Raw genomic sequence first — 25,266 nt, forward strand, 5'->3', positions numbered from 1 at the left:
GGCGTCTTCCAACCCATGACAGTGAGCCCGCCATGAAAGCCATGCATCGCATCATCGATCAGGCTCGCGACCTGCCGATGCGCATCGTCCTCTCCGAAGCCGAAGACACGCGCGTGCTTCAGGCGGCGCAACGCGCGCACAAGGAAGGCATTGCGCGCATCGCGCTCGTGGGCGCGCGAGCGCGTGCGTACCAGGTCGCGGACAGCGCGGGGATCGATCTCGAAGGCATCGACGTGATCGATCCGTCTCACTCATCACATACCGAACGCTTTGCGGAAGAGCTTTTCGCGCTGCGCGAGAAAAAAGGCATGACGCCCGATCAGGCGCGCGACGCCGTGCTCGATCCGCTGTGCTTCGCGAACCTGATGGTGCGAACGGGCGAGGCGGACGGATCGGTCGCCGGCGCGGTCAACACGACCGCGGATGTCGTGCGCAACGCAATACAGATCATCGGCGTGCGACCGTCGTTCAAGCTTGTTTCAAGTTTCTTTCTCATGATGCTGTGCGAGCCTTTTCATACGATGAAAGGCGGCCTCATCTTTTCGGATTGCGCGCTCGTCGTCGAGCCCGATGCGGAGCAACTCGCCGAAATCGCAATGGCCGCCGCCGACAGCGCGCGCAGCCTGCTCATGGAAGATGCGCGCGTCGCGATGCTGTCCTTCTCGACGAGCGGCAGCGCGCACCATGCAGCCGTCGATAAAGTGATCGATGCGACGCGGCGCGTGAAAGAAGCCCGCCCCGGCCTCGCCATCGACGGCGACGTGCAGCTCGATGCCGCGATCGTTGCGGAGATCGCAATGCGCAAGGTGCATCACTCACAGATTGAGGGGCACGCCAATACGCTGATCTTCCCGAGTCTTGAAGCGGGCAACATCGGCTACAAGCTCGCGGAGCGCATCGGCGGCGCGAGGGCTATCGGGCCGCTGCTGCAAGGGCTCGCAAAGCCGGCCAACGATCTGTCGCGCGGCTGCAGCACCGACGATATCTATCACGTGATCGCCGTGACCTGCGTGCAGGCGCAGGCAGCGCGGCATCAGACGACGTGAGTGCGCAACATGGATACGCGAGCCGATACCGATGCGTTCATTCAGCCCGAATCGACGGACAGCGCGCCGCCCGACGACCACGCGCGCACCGAGACGCCTACGCTGCGCGCCTTCAGCGTGCTCGAGCATCTCGTCGCGGCGAAGGGCGCGTGCTCGCTCTCGGAACTCGCGAACATCATCGGGCAGCCGAAGGCCTCGCTGCATCGCATGTTGCAGTCGCTCGAAGCGGGCGGCTTCGTCGCGCGTGAGCCGGGCCAGAAGAATGCGTATGTAATCGGCCCGCGCCTCGAACGGCTCGGCGTCGACGTGATGATGCACAGTGGCGCAAGGCGTCAGCGCCACGCGATTCTGGAGCGTCTCGTCGCCGATCTCGGCGAGACCTGCAACCTGAGCACGCTGCACGACACGCAGGTCCTCTATCTCGACCGCTGCGAATCGCCGTGGGCGCTGCGGCTCGAACTCAAGCCCGGATCGCACGTGCCGGCGCATTGCAGCGCGAGCGGCAAGCTGCTGCTGTCGACGATGCCGCGCGCCGAACGCGCCGCCCTCATCCGCGCAATGCGGCTCGAACGCTTCACGCCCAATACGCTCGACGATCCGAACCTGCTCGAAGCGGAACTGGATCGCATCGCGCACAAGGGCATAGCGGTCGACAACGAGGAGTTCGTGCTCGGGATCGCGTGTGTCGCGGTGCCGGTATTCGATTCGCGCGGCAAATGCATCGCGGCCATCGCCGTGCATGGGCCGGTGTCGCGCATGGCGTTGTCGCGCGCGCTGACCTTCGTGCCGCGTTTGCAGGAAGCCGCCGCCGAACTCACGGCGACCTTCTGACGCGTCGCAACATTGATCATTCGGATGACGAAATAATATCAGGGACAACCCGAATTCCGCCTTGTTTCTGAATCGGATTTCGTATTTTCCGTTTCACTTTCGCGAGCTTCCGCGCTTTTCTCTTGGCTTCCTTGCCCGCTTCTTCCACATTGAACGAAACGCAAACGAAACGATTCGTTCCAAAAGAAGACTTCAGGAGACAGGTGTCATGCAGCAGGAAGTCGATTACGTCATCGTCGGTGCGGGTTCAGCGGGATGCGTGCTGGCCAACCGTCTGAGCGCCGATCCGTCCAACGTCGTGCTGCTGCTCGAAGCGGGCGGCCCCGACACGAGCCCGTGGATTCATATCCCCGTCGGCTACTTCAAGACGATGCACGATCCAGAGCTCGACTGGTGCTATCGCACGGAAGCGGACGATGCCGTCGCCGGACGCAGCATCGACTGGCCGCGCGGCAAGGTCCTCGGCGGCTGCAGCTCGCTCAACGGGCTGCTTTATGTGCGCGGGCAGCGCGAAGACTACGACCGCTGGGCCGAACTGGGCAACACGGGATGGAGCTTCAGGGACGTGCTGCCCTACTTCAGGAAGTCGGAAGATCAGGAGCATGGCGCGAGCGAGTATCACGGCGCAGGCGGTCCGTTGAAGGTATCGGACCTGCGTTTGCGCCGCCCGATTGCGGATCACTTCATCGCGGCGGCGCAGGAGATCGGCATCCCGTTCAACGCGGACTACAACGGCGCGACACAGGAAGGCGTCGGCTATTTTCAGCAGACGGCCTATAAGGGTCTTCGCTGGAGCACGGCGAAAGGCTTTCTCAAGCCGGTGCGCGATCGCCGCAATCTCATCGTGCAGACGCGTGCGCAGACCCGCAAGGTGCTGTTCAACGGCAAGGAAGCGACGGGCATCGAGTACATGCATGAAGGCGTCGTGAAGACGGTTCGGGCGCGCGTCGAAGTGATTCTCGCGGCCGGTGCGATCGGCTCGCCGCAGATCCTGCAGAACTCGGGTGTCGGTCCCGTGAGCGTGCTCGACAATGCGGGCGTGCAGGTGAGGCACGCGTTGCCCGGCGTCGGCCGGAATCTGCAGGATCATTTGCAGGTGCGTCTCGTGTTCAAGACGCGTGAGCGCACGCTCAACGACGAGGTCAACAATCCGCTGAAAAAGGCGCTCATCGGCCTGCAATACGCGCTATCGCGCACCGGGCCGCTCACGCTTGCGGCGAGCCAGGTCGCGATCTTCACACGCTCCTCGCCTGAGCTCGCGCGTCCCGACATCCAGTTTCACATGCAACCGCTTTCCGCCGACAAGCCCGGTCAGGGCGCGCATCCGTTCTCGGCGTTCACGTCGTCGGTGTGTCAGTTGCGGCCGTACAGCCGCGGCAGTGTCGAAATCCGCTCGAACGATCCGCTGCGCTACCCGGCGATTCACGCCAACTATCTCTCCGACGAACGCGATCATCCCGTCGTGATCGGCGGTATCAAGGTGGCGCGCCGCATCGCCGCCGCGCCGTCGCTCGCGAAGCATATCGTGTCGGAGTTCATTCCCGGTCCGCAGTATCGGTCCGATGCCGAACTGCTCGAAGTCGCGCGCAAGTTCAGTCAGTCGATCTATCACCCGGCAGGCACTTGCAAGATGGGCAGCGACGCGCTCGCGGTCGTCGACGAACGCCTCAAGCTGCGCGGCATCGGACGCCTGCGCGTGGTCGATGCGTCGATCATGCCGGAACTCGTATCGGGCAACACGAACGCGCCCGTCATCATGATCGCGGAGAAAGCCGCCGACATGATTCTCGAGGACCGGCGCTATCAACAGGTCACGCACGTGGAAGACGCACCTGAAGTCGTTGTGAAGAAGCCCACGGCCCACGCAGGCCAGAGAGACTGAGCACAAGTCTCGCACACACATCACGGAGACAACCATGAACGCAACGCCCCGAACCGATGGCAAGCAGATGCGCAAAGTCGTCGTCGCCAGTCTGATTGGCGCGACGATCGAGTGGTACGACTTTTTTCTATACGGCGTGGTCGCCGGCATCGTCTTCAACAAGCTGTATTTCCCGAGCGGCGACCCGCTCATCTCGACGATGCTCGCCTACGGCACCTTCGCCGTCGGCTTTCTGAGCCGGCCATTGGGCGGCGTGATCTTCGGCCATTTCGGTGATCGCGTCGGCAGAAAGAGCATGCTCGTGATGACCCTGACGATCATGGGCGTCGCGACAGTGTTGATCGGCATGGTGCCGACGTATGCGCAGATCGGCATCTGGGCGCCCTCGCTGCTGCTGCTGCTGCGCGTGCTGCAAGGCATCGGTCTGGGCGGCGAATGGGGCGGCGCAGTGCTGATGGCGTTCGAATACGCGCCCGCGAACAAGCGCGGCTTTTACGCGAGCATTCCGCAGATCGGTCTTGCGCTCGGACTGTGTCTTTCGTCGGGTGTCGTCGCGGGCCTCTCGCTCACGCTGACCGATGCGCAGTTCCTCGCTTGGGGCTGGCGCGTGGCGTTCTTCCTGTCGTTCGCGCTCGTGCTCATCGGCATGTACATCCGCCTTAACGTGATGGAAACGCCGGAATTCGCACGCATCCAGAAGACGGGCAGCGAAGCGCGCATGCCGATCGTCGACGTGATCTCGAAGTATCCCGGCAACACGATCGCCGGCATGGGCGCGCGCTTCATCGACGGCGTGTTCTTCAACGTGTTCGGCGTGTTCTCGATTTCGTATCTCACTGGAACGCTGCATCTGCAACGGACCGATGCGCTCCTCGGCGTCATGGTCGCCGCGTTCGTGATGATCTTCACGATTCCGTTCTTCGGGCGGCTGTCGGATCGCATCGGACGCGCGCGCATCTACTTCTGGGGATCGCTCGCGACGGGACTGTCCGCGTTCTTCGGCTTCTGGCTGATGAAGAACAGCGGCGGCAATACGATGCTCGCGTGGCTCGCTGTCGTGATTCCGCTGGGCGTGGTGTATGCGTCTATATATGGCCCGGAAGCCGCGCTCTTTTCCGAGCTCTTCGATGCGAAGGTGCGCTACTCGGGCATATCGTTCGTGTATCAGTTCTCGGGCATCTTCGCGAGCGGCATCAGCCCGATCGTCGCGACATGGCTCTTGCAGCGCAACGGCGGCGATCCCTGGATGATCGCGGGATATTGCCTCGCCGCGGGGGTCATCAGCGCGCTGTCGGCGGCGTGGGTCGGGCGGCGCCAGCGGCGGCAGACGGCGTTTTCCATGGGTTGATCGTCGTCGCGTGGACATCGACAGCCGCTGTGCCGAAGGTCGGCGCGGCGGCTTTTTGTTGCACTGGCACGCGGTGCAAGGCGCACGTAATATCTATCAATCACCCGAACATTTCGCAGGAGACATGCATGCCGACCCGCCCAACCGCCACGCTCTGGGCGCAGCTCTTCCAGCGCTCGCGGGTCTCGGGGATGAGCTTGCAGAACCAGATCCGCCAGATGATCGTCAACGCGATCCTGAGCGGTCATATCGCGCCCGATTCCGCCTTGCCTTCGAGCCGCGAGCTCGCCGATCAGCTCAACGTGTCGCGCAATACTGTGGTGCTCGCATATCAGCAACTGGTCGAAGAAGGCTATCTCGTGTCGCGCGAACGCAGCGGCCATTTCGTGAATCCCGCAACAGAGGAACTGCAACGCGGCTTCACCGCGACGGGCGTCGCCGACACGACGAGCATCGAGACGCAGCAAGGTCATCCCGACTGGAGCGCGCGCATCAGACATGCGCCTTCGCATCAGCGCAATATCGTCAAGCCGTCGAACTGGCAGAGTTACGAATATCCCTTCATTTACGGGCAATTCGATACCGAGCTGTTCCCGACGAGCGACTGGCGCGAGAGCTGCATGCACGGACTTTCGGTGATGGAAATCCGCAACTGGGCGCCCGATCTGATCGAACGCGACGACGAGACGCTCGTCGAACAGATACGAACGCGCGTGCTGCCGCGTCGCGGTGTGTTCGCGATGCCCGACGAGATCGTCGTCACGAACGGCTGCCAGCAGGCGCTCTATCTGATGGGCGATCTCCTGTGCGGCACGCAGGTGAAGGTCGGCATGGAGAACCCCGGCTATCCCGATGCGCGCAATATCTTTCAGCATCACAACGCACAGATCGTTCCGCTGGAGGTCGATGAAAGCGGCGCGGTCATCGACGATGAAAGCGTGATCGCCCAATGCGATTACGTGTACGTCACGCCGAGTCATCAATGCCCGACGACCGTGACGATGCCGATCGAGCGGCGGCGCAGATTGCTCGATCTGTCGGTGAAGCATGACTTCATCGTCATCGAGGACGACTACGAGAGCGAGAACACGTTTTCCGGGACGCCCCATCCGGCGTTGAAGAGCCTCGATACGGCGGAGCGTGTCGTGTATATCGGCTCGCTTTCGAAGACGCTCGCGCCGGGCTTGCGGCTCGGGTATATCGTCGCGCCGCGCACATTGATACGCGAATTGCGCGCGCTGCGTCGATTGATGATCCGGCATCCGGCCGCGTACATTCAGCGCGCCTTTGCGACCTTTCTCGCACTCGGTCATCACGACACGCTCTTGCGCAAGCTCGGGCGCGTCTACAAGGAGCGCGCCGAAGTGCTGATGGACGCGCTCGCCACGCATCTGCCGGAGTTGCGTGCGTCGAAGGTGACGGGCGGCGCATCGTGCTGGGTCGAAGGTCCGCCGTGGCTCGACGCGACACGCCTCGCAAGAGATGCGCAAGCGCTCGGCGTGCTGATCGAACCGGGCAGCGTGTTCTTCGCCGATCCCGCCGATGGTCAGCGATGCTTCCGCATGGGCTTTTCAGCGATCCGCGCCGAGCTGATCGAACCGGGTGTGCGCGTGCTGGCTCAGGTCGTGCAGCAGCGGCGTCCTTGAGCGTGCACGCCTATTTCCACGGCGCCATTGCATGGAACACGCCGTCGCGCCGCACGAGCGCATGAAACAGCGCAGCCGCGAGATGCACGACGATCAACGCGAAGAAACACAACGCGAGAAAGCGATGCGCGTTCCAGAGCAGCGTATGCAACGAATTGCTATGAGGCAGGAGCGACGGTAAGTGAAGGCCGCCTATCACGACGGGATAATCCGCCGCGGACAGCATCCCATAGCCGAGCAGCGGCAACGCGATCATCAACGCATAGAACGCATAGTGCGATAGATGCGCTGCGAGCTTCATCGGCTCGGGCATGTTCGCGGGCAGCGGCGGCGCACCGCGCGCGAGCCTTACCGCGAGACGAATCAACGCGAGCACGAGAATCGCGATGCCGAGCGGCTTGTGGATGGACACGAGCGTCAGATAGTCCGGCCTCACCGTCGACACCATGCCGACGCCGATGAACAGCATCGCGAGAATGCATATCGCCATGATCCAGTGCAGGGCGCGTTGCAGCGGCGAGAACCGCTCGTTGATCGCGTTCATGGCTTGGCTCCTTGCGCGGGCGTGTGCGGGTAGTACTTGTCCTCGGCGGTGCGTCGATTGAACGAGACGGAGTAAGCGGCCGAGCGCGCGGCGGGGAATGGATCGTCGGACACGCGCATGCCGGATGGCAGCACGGTCGGGTCGAAGTTGAGATCGCGGCACGGACCGTCGGGCTCGGGTTCGATCGCCTTGACGACGAGCGTGCCCACTTCCACCGTGTGCCGGTCTTCCGGCCAGGCCTTGCTCGGGTCGGCGGTCGGATCGCCGGGATTCGCGACGGTGACGACCATCGCCCAGCGTTGCGGTGCGCTCTGCACGCGCTGCTTGATTTCGGCATCGAGGAAATTCGCGCCCTTCTGCTTCAGCTCGTCCGGCGTGAGGTTCTCGGGCTTCGCCGCGGGAATGAAGGACCAGCGCACCGCCTGATTCTGCCCGTCCGCGTTCGTGAAGATGAAGCTGTTCAGGCTGTTGTAGCGCTCGTCCGCATACGAGGCCGTCCACGGCGCGCTGCCCGCCCATGCGCCGAACGCGCCGATTTCCGGATGCGCGGCGGCGAACTTCTGCATCGACTCGGGATCGTTCTTGTTCGCGAGCGCGCGTTGCAGGTCGTAGAAGGCCTGCGGGGTCGCGACGGGGAAGATCGGGGCATCGATCATCGCGGAGCGCCACTCGCTTGCATCGGGCATCACGATGCGCAGGCTCAGGCCGCGCACGCGGGCCATCGCGTCGGATGCCTGCGGGTCTGGCGTCGCGAGATTGAACCGGCCCGTGACGGGATACGTGCCCGGCATGAACATTTTGGCTTTGGAGAGCGCGGCGCCCGAACCGTTGGATTCGAAGTCACCGGTGAAGCAGATGCCCTTCGCATGATTGCGCCGGAACCCGGGCACCGCGCCGCCAGGCGGCGCCAGGCTGCCGACGATCTTCGCCGGCGTGAGGCGATGCGGCGTGAGCCAACCGCCCGTGTAGGCGAAGGCCGCGACCAGCACGACGGCGATGGCCGCGATGAGCAACAGCGCGGGAAGGGGCGAACGCGGGGCAGCGGGTCTATCAGTCATCGTAGTCTCTCGATCAACGATTCTGTTGCACGGTAATCTAGCAGCGTGAGGGGAATCGTGCCAGCAACGCGCAAAAATCGCAGATACCCTTGTTTATCCGGCGTTGTTCGCATGACGCAGAACATCTACCGCGATGCCGAGTTCTTCTCGGGCTACGGGCGCTCGAATCGTTCAAATCATGGGCTCGATACGGGATGCGGATACGGCTGGCTCTGCCGATGGGCCGGCGACCGCGGCGCATGTGTCGGGTGAGGACGGGTCGGAGAAGATGCTTGGGCTCAGGCGTCGAATGCGCACTGGCGGCATGCGCAATGCCCACGCGCCGCGAAAGCGCGTCTACGCAAGCGACTGCATGACGAAGCGGGGCAAGCGCATTGAAAATGCGATGATGCGGCACACACTACGGCCGATAAAGAACGCTCTCGCAGAGAATCCGCAAGCAACCCTGCGTCGCGCCGCCATCGAACATTGCGCCGAGACTACCCGGCCTTAAGAACCCGCAACGCAACCGCCCCCGCCGCCTCGCTTTCCGCATTCTGTTTCGCCTCGCGCATCGACAGATAGCGCAGACAGCACACGCGCAGAAACGACGCGAAGTTGGTCGGTACCTCGCCGCGCAGCGCGATCAGTTCGTCGTAGAGTTTGACGGCGAACTGGCTCGTCGTCAGATTCTCGCGCCCGGCGATTTCCTGCAGCACGTCCCAGAAGAGATTTTCGAGCCGCACCGTGGTGATCACGCCATGAATGCGCAGCGAACGCGTGCGCGACTCATAGAGGATCGGGTCGGCGTTGATATACACCCCACACATGACGAAAGCCTCCGTAAAACAGGCCGCCGCGCTCGCGCACGACGGCCAACTGAAAAAGCTACTCCGCTACGTGTCGAGCGGCAATCGCGTCAAACCCTGCGCGCCTTCATCTGCCCGGCGATGTAGTCCGCCTGGCGAATCGCCAGCGTGACGATCGTGAGCGTCGGGTTTTCCGCCGCGCCCGTCGTGAACTGGCTGCCATCGGAGATGAACAGGTTCGCCACTTCGTGCGTCTGGCCGTGCGGATTGCAGACACCGTCGTCGGCTTTCGCGCTCATGCGCGCGGTGCCGAGATTGTGCGTCGACGGATACGGCGGCACGATGTACGTCGCCTTCGCGCCCGCCGCTTCGTACACCGCGCTGCCCTGCTTGTACGCGTGCTCGCGCATCGCTTCGTCGTTCGGATGATCGTCGAAGTGAACGTTCGGCACCGGCAGACCGTACTGATCCTTCACGTTGGTATTGAGCGTGACGCGGTTCGATTCGCGCGGCATGTCCTCGCCGACGATCCACATGCCCGCCGTGTACTGGTACTGGTCCAGCGCCGCCGTGAAGTTCGGGCCCCACGCGCCCGGATCGAGAAACGCCGCGTAGAACGGCAGCCCGAGCGAAACCGTCTCCATGTGATAGCCGCCCGCGAAGCCGCGCTTCGGATCGAACACCGCTTCGTCCTCGATGATCCCCGCCATCGTCGTGCCCTTGTACATCTCGACCTTGTCCTCGAACACGCCGTAGACCGAGCCGGTGGTATGCCGCATGTAGTTGCGGCCCACCTGCCCGGAGCCGTTCGCGAGGCCATCGGGGAATTTGCTCGACTGCGAATTGAGCAGCAGGCGCGGCGTCTCGATCGCATTGCCCGCCACGGCGACGACGCGCGCCCGCTGCCGCTGCAGCTTGCCGTTCGCATCGTAGTAGACGACGCCCGTCACCTTGTCGCGCGCATCGTGCTCGATCTTCACGACGTGCGCCTGCGTGCGCAACTCCATGTGACCCGTGGCCTGAGCGCGCGGCAGTTCGGTATAGAGCGTCGACCACTTCGCGCCCATGCGGCAGCCCTGAAAGCAGAAGCCGCGCTGGAAACAATGCGTGCGATTGTCGCGCACCGTGCTGTTGATCGCCATATGGCCGGTGTTGCACTCCTTGTAGCCGACCTTCGTCGCACCCGCCGACATCACCTTGAAGTTGTTGTTTCCCGGCAGACCCGGCAGGCCGTTCGTGCGTGTCACGCCCATTTTCTTTTCGGCGCGGTCGTAGTAAGGGTCGAGCTCCTCACGCGTGATCGGCCAGTCGAGCAGCGTGGCGCCCTGCACGTCGCCGTAAGTGGTCTTGGCCTTGAATTCATGCGGCTGGATACGCAGACTCGCGCCCGCCCAGTGCGTGGTCGTGCCGCCGACCGTCTTGCAGACCCACGCCGGCAGATTCGGAAAGTCCTGCGCAAGGCGCCACGATCCGGACGTCGTGCGCATGTCGAGCCACGAGAGCATCTTGAAGGCGTCCCACTCGGACGTTGAGAAATCGCCTTGCGTATGCGACTTGCCCGCTTCGAGCACCACCACGTCGATGCCCTTCTGCGCGAGTTCGTTGGCGAGCGTGCCGCCGCCCGCACCCGATCCGATGACGACGACCACATTGCCGTCGCTGTGCTTGAACTGCACCTTGTTACCCTGATCCATGTCGGTCTCCGCTCGTTGCTTGATGGGCGCGCTCTTCAACTGTCCGTCGGGATGGGCCCGCTCGCGCCGGCAGGTGGATCGGGCAGCCACGACAGGCTGTTGAAGCCCTGATGCAGATAGCCGCCATCGCCTTTCGACGCGCCGTAGCCGAAGTGCTCGTACGCCATCGGATTGCTGTACAGGGAAACCACGGCGGTGCTGCGCACCGTGTTGAAGAACGGCGTGCCCGCGAGCGCGGCGACGTCCTGCGCCTTGTCGTTCGCGCCGCGCTTCGTCCAGTCGGAGCGGGCTTTCGCATCCAGTTGAGCGACGCCGTCGGCGAGTTGTTGACGCACTGCGGGATCGGCTTTCGCCTTGGCATCGAGATCCTTGACGACGAGCGCATAGACGGCGTCATCGAGCGTTGCGTGCGGATAGATCTGCCGCGTCACCTGCAAGAGCACCTCGCCTTGATGCGTGTCGAGCCCCTGCATTTCGAGCGCCCAGACGCGGCTCGGCGCAAGACTCGCGAAGATCGACGTCGCGGCGATCGTGCCGACCAGCACACCCGTGCCGCGCAGGAATTCGCGTCGTGTCAGCGCGATCGTCGGGGGGGCGGCGGCGATTCCATCATGTTCGTGATGATGTCCACCGTCGTGCGCGCGCCGCTGCGCGACGATCGGGATGATCGTGTCTCGCATGTCTCTCTCCTTGTGGGGTGCTGCAACAACTTATGTATGTGCTCCCGCGGTGCCGCCGTGACTACTCGTAATGTCCGTGACGTTCGAGCACTTCGATCTTGTAGCCGTCCGGATCCTGAATGAAGAAATAACGCGCGATCAGCGAGCCGTCGTCGTTCCTGAACTCGCGCACGTCGTTGGGCGTAAGACCCAGGCCAATCAGGCGCTCGCGCTCGGCCTTCACGTCCGGCACGCTCACCGCGACATGGCCGTAGCCGTCGCCATGCGTATAAGGCTCGGCGCGCCCCTTGTTCCAGGTGAGTTCGAGTTCGGCGTGCGTTTCATCGTTGCGCAGATAGGCGAGCGTGAAGTCCGGAAAATCCAGCCGATGCGCGACGCCGAGATTGAAAGCCTTCTGATAGAAATCGAGCGAGCGTTCCAGATCCCGCACGCGAATCATCGTGTGAATGAGTTTCGACATGAGCGCTTCCTCCTTGTGAGACAAGTTTAGGAAGCGGCGCGCGCAGAGGGTAATGGCGGGTTAAATCGGGCATTAGGCGTTTCCCCGAGGCGGACGGGCGCGCCTCGTTCAGGAAACGAGCCGCTACGACAGCATCCAGGTTCGCGCGAAGGCGTCGAAACGCGTGACCTCTTCGGATCGCCACTGCGCGCTTCGCCCAAGCTCTTCCGCGATGATGCGGGCGACGTCCGGCGCGGCGTCGCGGGCAGCGGCGGCATCGAGAAACAGCGCGCGATTGCGGCGCGCCAGCACATCCTCGACACATCGGGCGAGTTCCGCCCGAACCGCGAAACGCGTCTGCGCCTCGGTCAGCCCGCTCGCCTTCACCAGCACGTTCTGCGCGCCGGGCAGACGGTCGATCACGGCGGCATCGGAGCCGTACTGGCCGCGCTGCTCCGCTGTCGCGCCATGCAGCGGCAGCGACGCCGTCCGGCAGGGCGCAGCCGGCAACAGGCCCTTCGCGGCCGCGAGATCGATGACCTGCTGCGCCATCAGCCGATACGTCGTCCACTTGCCGCCCGTCACGGTGATCATGCCCGTCGCGTTCATCTCGATCGTATGTTCGCGCGAGAGCGCCGCCGTCGACGCCTGGGCGCCGGCCTTCACGAGCGGACGAAGCCCCGCCCAGACGCTTAGAACGTCGTCGCGCGTGGGCTTGACGGACAGGTAATCCGACGCCGTCGCGAGAATGAAGTCTATGTCCTCGTCGCTTGCGCGGGGATCGAGCGGCAAGTCCTGACGCGGCGTATCGGTCGTGCCGACGATCGTGTGGCCGTGCCACGGCACCAGAAAAAGCACGCGGCCGTCTTTCGTCTTCGGCACGAGGATCGCGTCGTTGCTGTGCAGGAAGCGGCCCGGCAACGTCAGATGAACGCCCTGGCTCGGCGCCACGATCGGGCGCGCGCCCGGTTCGGCCATCGCGCGGATCGAATCGACCCAGACGCCCGTCGCGTTGACGAGGCAGCGCGCGCCGACGGTGAGGCTATCTCCCGTTTCGACGTCCGTCACCGATAGCCGATGATGCCCCGCCGCGCGATCGAAGCCGACGCCGCGCACGGCGGCATTGTTCAGCGCGAGCCCGCCGAGATCGAACAGCGTGCGCATCAGCGCGATGGCGAGCCGCGCGTCGTCGAACTGGCCGTCATGGTATAGCGTGCCGCCGCGCAGCGCGTGACCGTCGAGGCTGTCGGCGAGCATCGGCGATCTCGCGCGCGTTTGCGCGAGGCTGAGGCTGCGGCTCGCGCCGAGGTTGGACGCGCCCGCGAGCCAGTCGTACATTTTCAGTCCCGCGCCGTAGATCAGCTTGTCTCCGAAGCGATACGCCGGAACGACGAAGCCGAGGGCATGCACGAGATGCGGCGCGTTGCGCGCGAGCAGGCCGCGCTCGCGCAACGCCTCGCGAACGAGCGGAATGTTGCCTTGCGCGAGATAACGCACGCCGCCGTGAACGAGCTTCGTGGCCTTGCTCGACGTGCCTTTGGCAAAATCGCGCGCTTCGAGCAGCAAGGTCCGATAACCGCGCGACGCCGCGTCGACGGCCGTGCCGAGGCCGCTCGCGCCGCCGCCGATCACGACGACATCGAAGAGCGGTGTGTTGTCCAGTTCGCGCAAGAGGGATGCGCGGTCGGAAGGCGTGGTGATTGTCACTTGTCGTTGTGTTTGCAAACCTGGAGGTTCGTCGAATCGCGATTGACCATGTGATGACCGTTCCCTGTTCCCTTCGGAAACGCCGCACAATCGCCCGCGCGCTGCAAGGTCGATCCTGGGCATGGCAAATCTATGTATTGGCGATCAGCAGTTCTTCGGCATTGTTCGGCGGACGCAGGCCATCGGTCCGGTTCGAGAAGTATCGCCGGGTCAGATCCGCGGCGGATACGTGCCGCGCGTCCCTGAAGCCCGCATCGCGCGCCATCGCATGAATGTCCGCCGGCATGAAGAAGCTGATGAACGGCGTGCCGCTCGCACGCGCGCCCTTCTCAGCCATTTCCAGGCCCGGACGCACGTCGGGGTCCGCGAGTTCGAGCGGCAGCAGGAAGGTCATCGCGAAGGTCGAGCCCGATGCAAAGCCCGCGACTTCGCGCAATGTGGCCGCGTTCGCTTCCTTCGTGAGATACATGCTGACGCCCGTCGACACGACGATAGCGGGCCTGCTTTGGTCGAAACCATTCTTCACGAGCTTCTCGCGCCACGATTCTCCCTCTTCGAAATCCACCGGCACGAAATGCAGCCGCTCGGACACGCCATAACCGAGTTCGATCAGACGCCGGCGCTTCCACGCCTGCGGCCCCGGCGGATCGACTTCGAAAATGTGCAGCCGCGCCGCGATCTCCGGCCTGCGCTGCGCGAAGCTGTCGAGACCCGCACCGAGGATGACATACTGCGTCACGCCGCGATCGACCTCTTGCACGACGAGATCTTCGATGAAGCGCGCACGCGCAACGATCGACGCACGGAAAGGCCGCGTGAACTGCGGGTTCATGTCGCCGCGTTCGCGCCAGTTCGCAGCGGGCGCGAGCAATGCAAGGCCGATCTTGTCTTCCAGCACATGCGGCGGAGCATCGGCTTCGGCGTGCAACGCGCGCCACATCGCGACGCGTGCGGCGGTGCTGTCGGGCGCCGCGTTGGTGTTGTCGTTCATGCTTCAGCGTTCGATGAAGATGGAAGCAGAGAATGTCTCACACTTCGCCGCCGTCGTCTCCACACTACAATCGGTACTTCCGCTGCACACGAGAAACGAGCACAAGGACGTGAACATGGCGCAAGCGCCGCGCATCGACCGCAACGAAGACAGCCGCACGCAAACCGAGCGCCGCTGGCTCACGATCGGCGGACCCATTCTCTTTCTGCTGCTCTGGTCCGCCGGATTTCCGATCGCGAAGACCGGCCTGCACTATGCGTCGCCGCTGACGTTTTTATCGATACGCTTTGCGTTGAGCGTCGGCGTGCTGCTCGCCGTGTGCGCGGTGCGGCGTCCGCAATGGCCGCGCAATGCCCGCGCGTGGCTGCATCTCGGCGTCGTCGGCTTTCTCGTGCAGGTCATGTACTTCGGGCTCAGTTATCTGTCGATGACGGCGGGCATCGCGACCTCGGTGCTCGCGTTGATCGTGTCCTTGCAGCCGATTCTCGTCGGCGTGCTCGCGCCGAAGTTCGTCGGCGAGCGGATCGGCGTTCGGCGCTGGATCGGCTTGCTGCTCGGGCTCGCGGGCGCGGCGGGCGTGATCGCCGCGCGCGGGCCGCTGCATGCCGGTTCGCTCGGACCGGTGCTGCTCGCGATCGGCGCGCTCATCGGCATCACGGGCGCGATGCTCTACGAGAAGCGGCTCGGCACGGCGCAGGATCCGATCACGTCGAACCTCATTCAATACAGCGTCGGCTTCGTCTTTTGCGCGCCGATGGCGCTCGCCTTCGAGCACACGCAAGTGCAATGGACACCCACGTTAATCGCCACGCTCGCCTATCTCGTGATCGGCAATTCGCTGATCGCGATCACGCTGCTGCTCGCGATGACACGCGCGGGCAAGGTCTCGCAAGTCGCGTCGCTGTTCTTCTTCATTCCGCCCGCGGCCGCGGTGCTGTCCTACTTCTTCCTCGGCGAAGTGTTGCCGGCGGCCGCATGGTGGGCGATGGGCGTCGCGGTGCTCGGCGTTGCGATCGCAACGTGGAGCCCGCGCAGGTGACGCCTTCAGTGCGAATGCTTCGGCACCTCCGCGCCGCGGCAGCCGACGAGGAAATCGAAGTCGCAACCTTCATCGGCTTGCAGCACATGCTCCACATATAGCTTGCGATAGCCCGTGCGATCCTCGGGAATCTCGCTCTTCGCCGCTTGCCATGCTTCGAGGCGCGAGCGGATTTCGTCGTCGTCGATATCGATGCGCAGTACGCCCTTCTCGCAATCGAGCTCGATCCAGTCGCCGTCGCGCACGATCGCAAGCGGCCCGCCCGCGCGCGCCTCGGGCGCGACGTGGAGCACCACCGTGCCGTACGCCGTGCCGCTCATGCGCGCATCCGATACGCGCACCATGTCCGTCACGCCTTGCGCGAGCAGCTTCGGCGGCAAGCCCATGTTGCCGACCTCGGCCATGCCCGGATAGCCCTTCGGCCCGCAGTTCTTCATCACGAGCACGGAGTCCGCCGTGACGTCGAGATCGGGATCGGCAATGCGCTGCTTGTAGTCGTCGAAGTTCTCGAAGACGACCGCGCGGCCGCGATGCGTGAGAAGCGCGGGCGTCGCCGCCGATGGCTTCAGCACCGCGCCGTTCGGCGCGAGATTGCCGCGCAGTATGCACAATCCGCCATCGGCGACGAGCGGCTTCGCAATCGGACGGATCACTTCGTCGTTATAGATCGGCGCTTCTTGCACGTTCTCCCACAGCGTGTGGCCGTTGGCCGTGAGCGCATCCGGATGCGGGATCAGGTTCGCTTCGCCGAGACGCCTCAACACCGCGGGCAAACCGCCCGCATAGTAAAACTCTTCCATCAGGAAGCGCCCCGAGGGCTGCAAGTCGACGAGCGTCGGCGTGCCGCGTCCGATGCGGGTCCAGTCGTCGAGTTCGAGCTTCACGCCGATGCGTCCCGCGATCGCCTTCAGATGGATCGCCGCATTGGTCGAGCCGCCGATCGCCGCGTTCGCGCGGATCGCATTCTCGAACGCCTCGCGCGTGAGCAGCTTCGAGAGGCGCAAGTCTTCCAGCGCCATCTCGACAATACGCATGCCCGACAGATGCGCGAGCACATAGCGCCGCGAATCGACGGCCGGAATCGCCGCATTGTGCGGCAGCGTGACGCCGAGCGCTTCGGCCATGCAGGCCATCGTCGATGCGGTGCCCATCGTGTTGCAGGTGCCCGTCGAGCGCGACATGCCCGCTTCCGCCGACATGAACTCGTGTATCGAGATCTTTCCCGCCTTCACCTGCTCGCTCAGTTGCCAGACGACGGTTCCCGAGCCGATGTCGCGGCCGTGGTGCTTGCCGTTCAACATCGGGCCGCCGGAGACGACGATCGCGGGCACGTCGCAGCTCGCCGCGCCCATCAGCAGGGCGGGCGTCGTCTTGTCGCAACCGACGAGCAGCACGACCGCATCGACGGGATTGCCGCGTATGGCTTCCTCGACGTCCATGCTCGCGAGATTGCGCGTGAACATCGCGGTGGGCCGCAGGTTCGATTCGCCGTTCGAGAACACCGGAAACTCAACGGGAAATCCTCCCGCTTCATACACCCCGCGTTTCACGTGTTCGGCGAGCTTGCGAAAGTGCGAATTGCACGGCGTTAGTTCGGACCACGTATTACATATGCCGATGATCGGCTTGCCCGCGAACTCGTGATCCGGAATGCCCTGGTTTTTCATCCAGCTCCGGTACATGAAACCGTTCTTGTCGGCGGTGCCGAACCATGCGGCCGAACGGAGCTTGGTTTTTGGGGGGGCGCTCATGGTTTTGCTCACTCTGCGAGAAAGTCCTATAAATAGCATGACTATATGCAGGACACGCACCGGGAAAACGCTAATCGAAACGTCAAAACACTCTGCATATAGTTTGTCTATTGAAGTCGGCGCGCGGGCTTCGCAGATCCCAATTACTAGTTCAAACACGCCGCGCTTTCGAATCGCCCTCTCGCACACTGCTCGCATCGTCATCCGCAACGCTGCCGTCTTTCATTGATGAAAGCGGCGTGCGGACGGCATGCCGTGAAACCCAGTATCTGAACGTGATCGACGATGAGTCGACCCATCGACCAACGAAGAAGAGACCGGAGGAAAACATGGCGCAAGATCGGGATGACGACGCAAAAGACAGCCGCCTCATCAGTGCGGGCAGGCGCGGCATCATGCAGGGCGCGGGACTCGGCGCGGCGCTGTCGCTCCTGGGCGGCGTGACCGGCGGCGGCGGGCTGATCTCGACCGCGCAGGCGGCCGAAGCGGCGTTCCCGCAGCACAAGAAATGGAAGATCGTGTTCGTCAATCACGTGACGACGAATCCCTTCTTCGTGCCCACGCAGTACGGCATTCAGGATGCGTGCGCCATGTTCGGCATGGACTATCAGTGGACCGGCTCGGCCACGTCCGATGCGGGCGAAATGGTGCGCGCGGTGAACTCCGCGATCGCCGCGAAAGCCGATGCGATCGCCGTGCCTATCGTCGATCCGAACGCATTCGACAAGCCCATCCAGGCCGCGCTCGATGCGGGCATTCCGGTGTTCGCTTACAACGCCGACGCGCCGCGCGGCAAGACCAATCCGCGGCTCGCGTATATCGGCCAGGATCTGTATCTGTCGGGCTATCAGATGGGCGAGCGCATCGCGAGCCTGATCGACAGCGGCCTGGTCGCGCTCTTCATTGCGACGCCGGGACAGTTGAACATCCAGCCTCGTCTCGACGGCGCAAGCGATGCGATCAAGAAGTCCGGCAAGAAGATCGACATTCAGACCGTCGCGACTGGAGCAACCGTCAACGAAGAACTTTCGAAGATCAAGTCGTTCTATCTCGGCCACCAGGATTTGAAAGGCATGTTCGCCGTCGATGCAGGCAGCACGCAAGGCGTCGCGCAGGTGATGAAGGAGTCGAATCTGCCGTCGAAGGGCGTGCACGGCGGCGGCTTCGATCTGCTGCCGCAGACCATTCAGCTCATTCACGAAGGCTTCCTCGATTTCACCATCGACCAGCAGCCTTACGTGCAGGGCTTCTACACGGTGATGGAAGCGTTCGTGTTCCTCGCATCGGGCGGGCTCGTCGGGCCGGCGAACATCAACACGGGTCTCAAGTTCGTGACGAAGGATACGGTCGAGCCTTATCTCAACACCTCGACGCGTTACGAAGGCAAGACCACCAAGCCGCAAATCGTGCCCATGAAAGGCGCGATCAAGTCCTGATGAACACGGTCAACGAACCTCGTAAAGCAACCACGCCCGCGCAGACCGGCAGTCCGCGCGGCGCGTGGGCGTCTCATTGGGCGCCCGAATTGCGCATCCTGTTGGTCGCCTTGCTGCTCGCGGCGTATTTCCAGTTCGTCAATCACGACTTCCTGCTGAGCAACGCGAGCCTCGTCAATCTTTCGCAGTACGTTGCGCCGGTCGCGATCATCGCGTTCGGCGAAATCATGCTGATGATCGGCGGCGACATCGACTTGTCAGCGGGCATGGTGTTCGCGTTCGCGCCGTTCATGATGGTGTTCGCCAACGATGCGGGCGCGCCGATGTGGCTCGCGGTCATTGCCGGGCTTATCGCGGCGGCGATCATCGGCTTTATCAACGGCGCGGTGACGGTCTATCTACGCCTGCCTTCCTTCGTGACGACGCTCGGCACGCTCTTTCTCATCAACGGCATCACGCTGACCGTGTCGCGCGGCACGCCCGCCGCGACGCCCGGCTCGCCCGAGTTCGCCGCCGTGATGGGCGCGTGGGGCTACAGCGAGATCATCTGGACCGTGGCGATCGCGTTCGTCATGCATGTGCTGTTGCGGCATACGCGCTGGGGTCTGCACACGCAGGCGGCGGGTGCGAACGCGCTCGGCGCGAGCGAGGCGGGCATCCGCGTGAACCGGCTGCGGCTCGGCAATTTCGTGATCGCCGCAGTGCTCGCGGGCTTCACGGGCATCCTCGAGAGCTTCCGCATCACGTCGATCGATCCGCAAGCGGGCGGCAACCAGATCATGTTCCTCGCGGTCGCCGCCGCCGTGATCGGCGGCACGCCGTTGACGGGCGGCTCGGGCACGATCGTAGGCGGCCTGCTCGGCGCGGCGGTGCTCGGCATTCTGAGCGACGGCTTCACGCTCATCGGCATCAACGCGTTCACGTTCAACATCATTCTCGGGGCCGCGATTCTCGCCGCGATGATCTTCAACATCCACGTCGGGCGCATCCGCCGCAGGGGAGCACGGTGATGGCAGAACCGCTAACGGCTCCCGCCGCATCCGCCGATCTCGCGCTGCGTGGCGACAACCTAGTCAAGCGCTTCGGGGCGGTCACCGCGCTCGACGGCGTCTCGCTCACGCTCGGCCAAGGCGAAATTCTCGGCATTCTCGGCGACAACGGCGCGGGCAAGTCCACGCTCGTCAAGATTCTCACGGGCTTTCATCAGCAGACGAGCGGCACGTTGCATGTGCACGGCGAAGAGACGCTGCTCAAGTCCGTCGATCATGCGCGCGCGCTCGGCATCGAATGCGTGTATCAGGATCTCGCGCTTGCGAATTCGCTGTCGATCTACCACAACATGTTCCTCAATCGGGAGATCGTGCGGCGCGGGCCCGCCCGCCTGTTGCGTCTCGTCGATCACAAGCAGATGCGCGAGCGTGCGGCGCAGTGTCTCGAGGATATCGGCGTGCATGTGCCTTCCGTCGATCTGCCCGTCGAGCGGCTGTCGGGCGGTCAGCGTCAGGCCATCGCCGTTGCGCGGGCGGTGCATTCGAACGCGAGAATCCTGCTCCTCGACGAACCCCTCGCGGCGATGGGCGCGCGCGAGGCCGCGCTTATCATCGATCTCGTGATGCGCCTGAAGGAGAAAGGCGGGCTCTCGATCATCATGATCATGCACAACTATGCGCAGACGCTCGACATCGCGGATCGCATCATGTTGATGCAGCGCGGACGCGTGACCTATGAGCAGCGCAGCGCGAATACGTCGGTCGCGGAGCTGATGGATATCGTGAGGCGGGAATATCGGGCGATGCGCGCGACGACTGCAACCTAGAGGGCGCGCACGCCGCATCATGGATTACCGCAACCCGAAGCAACGCAAGAGCATGCACGGGCGCATCGTGCAGGAGCTCGGTATGCAGATCGTGAGCGGCCGCATCAGGCCCGGCGAGCGTCTGCCGGCCGAGCCCACGCTGTGCGAGAACTACGGCGTGAGCCGCCCGGTGCTGCGCGAGGCGACGCGCGTGCTCGTTGCGAAGGGGCTCGTCGTGTCGAAGCCGCGCGTGGGCAGCGTCGTGCGCGCGCGCGACGAGTGGCACATGCTCGACCCCGATGTGCTCGTGTGGACCATCAGTCATCTTCCCGAAGGCGAGTTCTTCCGCTCGCTGATGACGGTGCGCCAGATCATCGAACCCGCCGCCGCCGCGCTCGCGGCCATCTCCGCCACCGATGAGGACATCGCGCGCATCGCCGCCGCGTATGAGCGCATGGAAGGCGCGCAAAGCGCCGCCGACCTGCTCGATCCGGATCTGGCGTTTCATCACGCGATCATGACGGCGACGCATAACGACATGCTCGCGTATATCGGCAACATGCTGTCGCTCGCGCTCAGCGAATCGATCAAGCTGACGAGCCGTCATCCGAACACGCATGCGCTGTCGCTGCCGCGGCACAAGGCGATCTTCACCGCGATCGCGAACCGCGATGCGCTCGCTGCACGTCAGGCGAGCGTCGTGCAGCTCGACAATGCGCGCGCCGACGCCACCTCGATTCTGGGCGGCGCTGCGCTCGAACCGGATCGGCCGCTGTCGGGGTAACAATTCCCGATCTTGCGCGGTCGTAACGTTTGCTCGACGCGAAAAATGTTCAAGTACCGTCCATCCCCGCCGTAAACCCTATTGAGACCGGCATCGACGCGGTCTCCTCTTCGCCCCCTGCCTCCGGCAGCGCCCATCTCCGGGCGGTTCATCGGGGCCAATAGACGAGCATTCCACCATCCTTGCGCGCGACGCGGGATGAAGGTCCGTCACCGGTCCGTCCGCGTTCGTCCGGACGACTCGCGGAACGTGCGCCTACTTCGTGGACATGGATATTGACCATTTAGTAGTGCGTATCGACATGACGATTTCAATTCAATCCAATATTCCGGCTTTCCGTTTCATTCGATGCAAAGCCGTTGCGCTCGCCGCCGCGGCAAGCGTGCTGCTTGCCGCATGCGGCGGCGGCGGCGGTGGCGGCGGCGACACCGCTGCGTCCTCGAACGCCTCGCGTAGTGGCGGCGCGTCATCCGTGTCGGTTCCGGCGACGGATATTCCGGCCTCGGACACGGGGACATCGAAGATCACGACAAGTCCTTCTTCAGCGAGCAGCGCCGTGGGTGCGCCCGCGACGAATCCCGCCGTCGCCGAAAACACGGTGCCGGCGAGCGGCGCGTCGTCGCCCGTCGTCAGCGCGCCCGATCCGGCCTCGGGCGCCGGCAACGCGACGACGCCGCCGCCTTTGTCCGCGCGGCCCTTCTACGGCGTGAACGGCCACAACAACGAGGGCGGCGCCTACGATCTCTCCAGCCCCGCGCTGCAGCTTTCGCAATTGCAGGATCTCGGCGCGAAGCTGTATCGCAACGAGGTGTATAGCCAGGGCACCGCGAACAAGCTCGCGGGCATCGCCCAATTGATGGCGGCCGGCGGCGTCACCGTGTATCCGGTGATGCTCATGGGCATCGATACGTTCAATAGCGAAACCGAAGGCTACAACGCGGGCTTCGCGCTCGGTCAGCAAACGGCGACCTCGCGCCGTTACCCGTACTACGAGGTCACGAACGAGATGGAAGCCGAGATTCTCGTCGGCAATGTCGATGGCGTTTATCCGCAGCAATTCGATCTCGTGAAGTTCAGAATCCTGCGTGGCGTGATCCGCGGCATGATCGCGGGCATCAAGTCGGTGGATACGTCGGGCAAGATCATCATGGGCGGCGGCACCTGGCTGCACTACGGCTTCCAGCAGATGCTCGCGGCCGGCATGGAGCCGGACGGCAGCGTCGGGCATCCGGTCGTCGACTGGGACATCACCGCGTGGCACTGGTACTCCGAACAGGGCGATATCACCAACGCGTGCGGCGGCACCGGCTGTCATAACGTGCTCGCCGCGCTCAACGCGCTCGGCAAGCCGATCTGGATCAACGAGTTCGGCGTGCGCCCGAACTACGGCACCGATCAGCAGATCGCGGCGTATCTCGTCGGCAATCGCATGATGGCGCAGTTCGTCGCGCTCGCATCGACGTACGATATCGAATCGATCCAGAGCTACGAGCTCTACGACGATCCAGTGGGCGGAGAAGGTGCGTTCGGTTTGCTGAAGAACGACGGCGTGACGCAAAAGCCCGCCTACGCCGCATACAAGAGCTTCGTCGCGACGAATCCTATGTGATGTCCGCGCCTTCGATCATCACCCGGCCATTTTCGATGCGGATCGGAATCCGCCTGAGGCTCGCGCCGAGGCACGGCCCATCGACGCACATGCCGTCCTCGAAGCGAAACATCGCGCTGTGATGGGCGCACATCAGCAGTCCGCCTTCGTAAGTCCAGAACGCATCCGGCTCGTAGTTGAGCGGTATAGAGAAATGCGGGCAGACGTTGCGATACGCCCACGCTTCGCCGCCGCGGCGCAGCACGAGAATCGAAGGCGCGGCTTCGAGGCCGCCGCCATCGGGCACGTCGTGGAGCGCGCAGATGCCGTTCGATGTGGAATGGCTCACGCGCGCTCCCGCGGGATCAGCACGAAATCGCGCGCCGCGTCGTAGCCGCCGTCCTTGCTCACATACTCGATGACGAGCGAAGGCTTCACGCCGAACACCGCATCGGAGTTCACGTAAGGATCATCGGACGAATATAGTGCGGTCGTCAGGGGCTCGTAGCCGGGCGCGTCGATGCGAAAGTGGATATGCGCGGGACGCATCGGATGACGGCCCGTCGCGAGCAGCATCTGGCCGACCGGGCCATCGGTGGGAATCGGATAGCTCGTCGGCTTGATCGAATGAAATGCGTATGCGCCGTCCGCATCCGTGCGAAAACGCCCGCGCAGGTTGCCTTCGGGCTGATCCGGATCCTGTCCTTCATACATGCCGTTCGGCGCGGTTTGCCAGACTTCGATCAGCGCATCGGCGACGGGCTTTCCGCTCACATCGCTCACCACGCCGTGAAAGTACACCGGCTCGCCATCGCTTTGCGCGATGTTCGCGCCGAGGGCCGCCTCCTTCACGCCGTCGCGATAGAACGGGCCGAGCAGACTGCTTTCGGTCGCGCCGTCATCATGATGCTGGTTGATGTCGTCGAGCACGATAGAAAGCCCCAGCGTGTCCGACAGCAGAATGAACTCCTGCCGGATGCCGTCGCACTTCTTGCCCGTGGCCGTGAGGAACTCGATGCCGCGGCGCCATTCGTCGTGCGTGAGGTTCACGTCGCGCGCGAACGCGTGCAGATGGCGCACGAGCGCCGTGACGATTTCCTTCGTGCGGGCATCGGCGCAATGGCCGAAGGCTTCGGTGACGTTTTGCGTGAGTGACTCGTTCATGGTCGTCGTCCTTCGTAGGCCGCTTCCAGCAACGCACGCAGCGGCGCGCGTTCGACCGGCCGCGGGTTCCAGTACGGGCTCTTCAATGCGACATCGACCGCGATATCGATATCGCTTTCCTTCATGCCGATGTCCTTCAGCGCCGTCGGCGCGCCATTCGCACGCGCAAGCTCGAATGCGCCCCTTGCGGCATCGTCCGTGCCGAGCGCGCGCGCGATGCGCTTCATCGCGTCGGGCGCGGCATCGCGGTTATAGGCGAGCGCATGCGGCAATACGATGGTATGCGTCTGCGCGTGCGGCAGATCGAATGTGCCGCCGAGCGTATGGCATAGCTTGTGATGCAGCGACATGCCGACGCTTCCCAGCACCGTGCCGCACAGCCACGCACCATAGAGGCAATCGCCGCGCGCATCGAGATCGTCCGGTTTCGCGACGACCTTGCCGATGCCCTGTGCGAGCGCGCGGATGCCTTCTTCCGCCATCAGGCTCACGACGGGATTCGCGTCCTGCGCGTACAGCCCTTCGGCCGCGTGCGCGATGGCGTTGATGCCGCTCGTCACCGAAAGCGACGCGGGCAGCGACACGGTGAGTTGCGGATCGTAGATCACGGTCTTCGGCAGCACGCGCATGTCGCGGCCGGTCTTCTTGAGGCCCGCTTCCGTGAGCCCGTAGATGGGCGTCATCTCGGAGCCCGCGTACGTGGTCGGCACGGCGAGTATCGGCAGCGACGATGTCAGCGCGATCGCCTTGCCGAGGCCCGTCGTCGAGCCGCCGCCGATGGCGATCGCGCAATCCGCGCCGATGCGCTGTGCATACTCGCGCGCCTCGCGCGCCGTTTCGACGGGCACATGCATCACCGCTTTCGCGAACACGCCGGCCGCGCGAGGCCCGATGCGTTCGGCGAGCGCTTCGGCCTGGTCGCGCTGCGGCGGTGTCGCGAGAATGAGCGCGCGCTGCGCACCCAGCAGCTCGATCTCGCGTTCGATATGCTCGATGCTCCCCGCGCCGAACACCACGCGCGACGGCATGCCCTGATAAATGAACGATTGCATGAT

The 25,266-nt window shown here is 64.0% G+C and carries 24 protein-coding genes; 12 read left to right on the forward strand and 12 right to left on the reverse strand.

Going from position 1 to position 25,266, the window contains the following annotated elements:
- Positions 1-32 precede the first annotated feature (32 nt).
- The 5 genes from pta (at position 33) to NCT32_RS28685 (ending at position 6,753) form a co-directional block, all read left to right on the forward strand.
- A complete protein-coding gene (gene pta, locus NCT32_RS28665) occupies positions 33-1,046 on the forward strand; it encodes a phosphate acetyltransferase (protein WP_250490808.1) in 1,014 nt (337 codons plus the stop codon).
- Positions 1,047-1,055: 9 nt separating this feature from the next.
- Complete coding sequence (locus tag NCT32_RS28670; protein ID WP_250490809.1) at positions 1,056-1,877, forward strand: IclR family transcriptional regulator; 822 nt, start codon at positions 1,056-1,058, stop codon at positions 1,875-1,877.
- A 208-nt stretch (positions 1,878-2,085) separates the two neighbouring features.
- Positions 2,086-3,759 carry a GMC family oxidoreductase gene (locus tag NCT32_RS28675; RefSeq protein WP_250490810.1) on the forward strand — a complete coding sequence of 558 codons (1,674 nt, stop codon included), beginning with the start codon at positions 2,086-2,088 and terminating at the stop codon, positions 3,757-3,759.
- A 34-nt stretch (positions 3,760-3,793) separates the two neighbouring features.
- Complete coding sequence (locus tag NCT32_RS28680; protein WP_250478067.1) at positions 3,794-5,107, forward strand: MFS transporter; 1,314 nt, start codon at positions 3,794-3,796, stop codon at positions 5,105-5,107.
- 128 nt (positions 5,108-5,235) lie between these two features.
- Positions 5,236-6,753 carry a PLP-dependent aminotransferase family protein gene (locus tag NCT32_RS28685; protein ID WP_250490811.1) on the forward strand — a complete coding sequence of 506 codons (1,518 nt, stop codon included), beginning with the start codon at positions 5,236-5,238 and terminating at the stop codon, positions 6,751-6,753.
- A gap of 10 nt (positions 6,754-6,763) precedes the next feature.
- Here the strand turns inward: NCT32_RS28685 and NCT32_RS28690 are convergent, their stop codons facing one another.
- Positions 6,764-7,297, reverse strand: a complete 534-nt coding sequence (locus tag NCT32_RS28690) for a cytochrome b (protein WP_061119501.1) — start codon at positions 7,295-7,297, stop codon at positions 6,764-6,766.
- A complete protein-coding gene (locus NCT32_RS28695) occupies positions 7,294-8,355 on the reverse strand; it encodes a catalase family peroxidase (RefSeq protein ID WP_061119502.1) in 1,062 nt (353 codons plus the stop codon). Before NCT32_RS28695 ends, NCT32_RS28690 begins: the two co-directional genes overlap by 4 nt.
- Before the next feature lie 111 nt (positions 8,356-8,466).
- On the opposite strand from NCT32_RS28695, the gene NCT32_RS28700 reads away from it, so the two are divergent.
- Positions 8,467-8,607, forward strand: coding sequence for a hypothetical protein (locus NCT32_RS28700; protein ID WP_409219314.1), 141 nt, complete (start codon positions 8,467-8,469; stop codon positions 8,605-8,607).
- Between the two features lie 227 nt (positions 8,608-8,834).
- On the opposite strand, the gene NCT32_RS28705 is transcribed toward NCT32_RS28700, so the two are convergent.
- The 6 genes from NCT32_RS28705 to NCT32_RS28730 form a co-directional block, all read right to left on the reverse strand.
- Positions 8,835-9,164 (reverse strand): ribbon-helix-helix domain-containing protein, encoded by a 330-nt coding sequence (locus tag NCT32_RS28705; protein ID WP_061119504.1) that lies wholly within the window; start codon positions 9,162-9,164, stop codon positions 8,835-8,837.
- A gap of 89 nt (positions 9,165-9,253) precedes the next feature.
- Complete coding sequence (locus NCT32_RS28710) at positions 9,254-10,837, reverse strand: GMC family oxidoreductase (protein ID WP_250490812.1); 1,584 nt, start codon at positions 10,835-10,837, stop codon at positions 9,254-9,256.
- 35 nt (positions 10,838-10,872) lie between these two features.
- Positions 10,873-11,517, reverse strand: coding sequence for a twin-arginine translocation signal domain-containing protein (locus tag NCT32_RS28715; protein ID WP_250478068.1), 645 nt, complete (start codon positions 11,515-11,517; stop codon positions 10,873-10,875).
- 61 nt (positions 11,518-11,578) lie between these two features.
- Entirely contained in the window at positions 11,579-11,977 is a 399-nt protein-coding gene (locus NCT32_RS28720; protein ID WP_250490813.1) for a VOC family protein, read from the reverse strand.
- A 123-nt stretch (positions 11,978-12,100) separates the two neighbouring features.
- Entirely contained in the window at positions 12,101-13,663 is a 1,563-nt protein-coding gene (locus NCT32_RS28725) for a glycerol-3-phosphate dehydrogenase/oxidase (protein WP_086961282.1), read from the reverse strand.
- Positions 13,664-13,793: 130 nt separating this feature from the next.
- A complete protein-coding gene (locus NCT32_RS28730; RefSeq protein WP_061119509.1) occupies positions 13,794-14,654 on the reverse strand; it encodes a class I SAM-dependent methyltransferase in 861 nt (286 codons plus the stop codon).
- Here NCT32_RS28730 and NCT32_RS28735 point away from each other — a divergent pair.
- The gene (locus NCT32_RS28735; RefSeq protein WP_250490815.1) at positions 14,653-15,693 is read left to right on the forward strand and encodes a DMT family transporter; all 1,041 of its coding nucleotides are present in this window, start codon (positions 14,653-14,655) and stop codon (positions 15,691-15,693) included. The two genes, NCT32_RS28730 and NCT32_RS28735, sit on opposite strands and share 2 nt — an antisense overlap.
- A 5-nt stretch (positions 15,694-15,698) precedes the next feature.
- Here the strand turns inward: NCT32_RS28735 and NCT32_RS28740 are convergent, their stop codons facing one another.
- Entirely contained in the window at positions 15,699-17,444 is a 1,746-nt protein-coding gene (locus NCT32_RS28740) for an IlvD/Edd family dehydratase (protein ID WP_061119510.1), read from the reverse strand.
- Positions 17,445-17,773: 329 nt separating this feature from the next.
- Here NCT32_RS28740 and NCT32_RS28745 point away from each other — a divergent pair, with 329 nt between their 5' ends.
- The 5 genes from NCT32_RS28745 to NCT32_RS28765 all read left to right on the forward strand — a co-directional run bounded on the left by NCT32_RS28745 (position 17,774) and on the right by NCT32_RS28765 (position 23,068).
- Positions 17,774-18,880 (forward strand): sugar ABC transporter substrate-binding protein, encoded by a 1,107-nt coding sequence (locus NCT32_RS28745; protein ID WP_061119511.1) that lies wholly within the window; start codon positions 17,774-17,776, stop codon positions 18,878-18,880.
- Entirely contained in the window at positions 18,880-19,890 is a 1,011-nt protein-coding gene (locus NCT32_RS28750) for an ABC transporter permease (protein WP_061119512.1), read from the forward strand. The genes NCT32_RS28745 and NCT32_RS28750 overlap by 1 nt, the downstream gene beginning before the upstream one ends.
- On the forward strand, positions 19,890-20,696 hold the full coding sequence (locus NCT32_RS28755; protein WP_061119513.1) for an ATP-binding cassette domain-containing protein: 807 nt from the start codon (positions 19,890-19,892) through the stop codon (positions 20,694-20,696). The genes NCT32_RS28750 and NCT32_RS28755 overlap by 1 nt, the downstream gene beginning before the upstream one ends.
- A gap of 19 nt (positions 20,697-20,715) precedes the next feature.
- A complete protein-coding gene (locus NCT32_RS28760) occupies positions 20,716-21,459 on the forward strand; it encodes a FadR/GntR family transcriptional regulator (protein WP_061119514.1) in 744 nt (247 codons plus the stop codon).
- 301 nt (positions 21,460-21,760) lie between these two features.
- A complete protein-coding gene (locus NCT32_RS28765; RefSeq protein WP_250478070.1) occupies positions 21,761-23,068 on the forward strand; it encodes a hypothetical protein in 1,308 nt (435 codons plus the stop codon).
- Here NCT32_RS28765 and NCT32_RS28770 read toward each other — a convergent pair.
- Genes NCT32_RS28770 through NCT32_RS28780 form a run of 3 tightly spaced genes read right to left on the reverse strand, consistent with a single transcriptional unit; the run spans position 23,061 to position 25,263 of the window.
- Positions 23,061-23,396 carry a Rieske 2Fe-2S domain-containing protein gene (locus tag NCT32_RS28770; RefSeq protein ID WP_061119515.1) on the reverse strand — a complete coding sequence of 112 codons (336 nt, stop codon included), beginning with the start codon at positions 23,394-23,396 and terminating at the stop codon, positions 23,061-23,063. The two genes, NCT32_RS28765 and NCT32_RS28770, sit on opposite strands and share 8 nt — an antisense overlap.
- Positions 23,393-24,211 carry an intradiol ring-cleavage dioxygenase gene (locus NCT32_RS28775; protein ID WP_250490816.1) on the reverse strand — a complete coding sequence of 273 codons (819 nt, stop codon included), beginning with the start codon at positions 24,209-24,211 and terminating at the stop codon, positions 23,393-23,395. Before NCT32_RS28775 ends, NCT32_RS28770 begins: the two co-directional genes overlap by 4 nt.
- Positions 24,208-25,263, reverse strand: a complete 1,056-nt coding sequence (locus NCT32_RS28780) for a maleylacetate reductase (protein WP_061119517.1) — start codon at positions 25,261-25,263, stop codon at positions 24,208-24,210. The genes NCT32_RS28775 and NCT32_RS28780 overlap by 4 nt, the downstream gene beginning before the upstream one ends.
- Between the last annotated feature and the right edge of the window lie 3 nt (positions 25,264-25,266).

The organism is Caballeronia sp. INML2 (genome assembly GCF_023631365.1).
Taxonomy (GTDB): domain Bacteria; phylum Pseudomonadota; class Gammaproteobacteria; order Burkholderiales; family Burkholderiaceae; genus Caballeronia; species Caballeronia turbans.

What these genes read in the sequence shown, in the direction of transcription:
- pta (WP_250490808.1), top strand. Translation starts at nt 33, where the DNA reads ATGAAAGCCATGCATCGCATCATCGATCAGGCTCGCGACCTGCCGATG.
- NCT32_RS28670 (WP_250490809.1), top strand. Translation starts at nt 1,056, where the DNA reads ATGGATACGCGAGCCGATACCGATGCGTTCATTCAGCCCGAATCGACG.
- NCT32_RS28675 (WP_250490810.1), top strand. Translation starts at nt 2,086, where the DNA reads ATGCAGCAGGAAGTCGATTACGTCATCGTCGGTGCGGGTTCAGCGGGA.
- NCT32_RS28680 (WP_250478067.1), top strand. Translation starts at nt 3,794, where the DNA reads ATGAACGCAACGCCCCGAACCGATGGCAAGCAGATGCGCAAAGTCGTC.
- NCT32_RS28685 (WP_250490811.1), top strand. Translation starts at nt 5,236, where the DNA reads ATGCCGACCCGCCCAACCGCCACGCTCTGGGCGCAGCTCTTCCAGCGC.
- NCT32_RS28690 (WP_061119501.1), bottom strand. Translation starts at nt 7,297, where the DNA reads ATGAACGCGATCAACGAGCGGTTCTCGCCGCTGCAACGCGCCCTGCAC.
- NCT32_RS28695 (WP_061119502.1), bottom strand. Translation starts at nt 8,355, where the DNA reads ATGACTGATAGACCCGCTGCCCCGCGTTCGCCCCTTCCCGCGCTGTTG.
- NCT32_RS28700 (WP_409219314.1), top strand. Translation starts at nt 8,467, where the DNA reads ATGACGCAGAACATCTACCGCGATGCCGAGTTCTTCTCGGGCTACGGG.
- NCT32_RS28705 (WP_061119504.1), bottom strand. Translation starts at nt 9,164, where the DNA reads ATGTGTGGGGTGTATATCAACGCCGACCCGATCCTCTATGAGTCGCGC.
- NCT32_RS28710 (WP_250490812.1), bottom strand. Translation starts at nt 10,837, where the DNA reads ATGGATCAGGGTAACAAGGTGCAGTTCAAGCACAGCGACGGCAATGTG.
- NCT32_RS28715 (WP_250478068.1), bottom strand. Translation starts at nt 11,517, where the DNA reads ATGCGAGACACGATCATCCCGATCGTCGCGCAGCGGCGCGCGCACGAC.
- NCT32_RS28720 (WP_250490813.1), bottom strand. Translation starts at nt 11,977, where the DNA reads ATGTCGAAACTCATTCACACGATGATTCGCGTGCGGGATCTGGAACGC.
- NCT32_RS28735 (WP_250490815.1), top strand. Translation starts at nt 14,653, where the DNA reads ATGCTTCAGCGTTCGATGAAGATGGAAGCAGAGAATGTCTCACACTTC.
- NCT32_RS28730 (WP_061119509.1), bottom strand. Translation starts at nt 14,654, where the DNA reads ATGAACGACAACACCAACGCGGCGCCCGACAGCACCGCCGCACGCGTC.
- NCT32_RS28740 (WP_061119510.1), bottom strand. Translation starts at nt 17,444, where the DNA reads ATGAGCGCCCCCCCAAAAACCAAGCTCCGTTCGGCCGCATGGTTCGGC.
- NCT32_RS28745 (WP_061119511.1), top strand. Translation starts at nt 17,774, where the DNA reads ATGGCGCAAGATCGGGATGACGACGCAAAAGACAGCCGCCTCATCAGT.
- NCT32_RS28750 (WP_061119512.1), top strand. Translation starts at nt 18,880, where the DNA reads ATGAACACGGTCAACGAACCTCGTAAAGCAACCACGCCCGCGCAGACC.
- NCT32_RS28755 (WP_061119513.1), top strand. Translation starts at nt 19,890, where the DNA reads ATGGCAGAACCGCTAACGGCTCCCGCCGCATCCGCCGATCTCGCGCTG.
- NCT32_RS28760 (WP_061119514.1), top strand. Translation starts at nt 20,716, where the DNA reads ATGGATTACCGCAACCCGAAGCAACGCAAGAGCATGCACGGGCGCATC.
- NCT32_RS28765 (WP_250478070.1), top strand. Translation starts at nt 21,761, where the DNA reads ATGACGATTTCAATTCAATCCAATATTCCGGCTTTCCGTTTCATTCGA.
- NCT32_RS28775 (WP_250490816.1), bottom strand. Translation starts at nt 24,211, where the DNA reads ATGAACGAGTCACTCACGCAAAACGTCACCGAAGCCTTCGGCCATTGC.
- NCT32_RS28780 (WP_061119517.1), bottom strand. Translation starts at nt 25,263, where the DNA reads ATGCAATCGTTCATTTATCAGGGCATGCCGTCGCGCGTGGTGTTCGGC.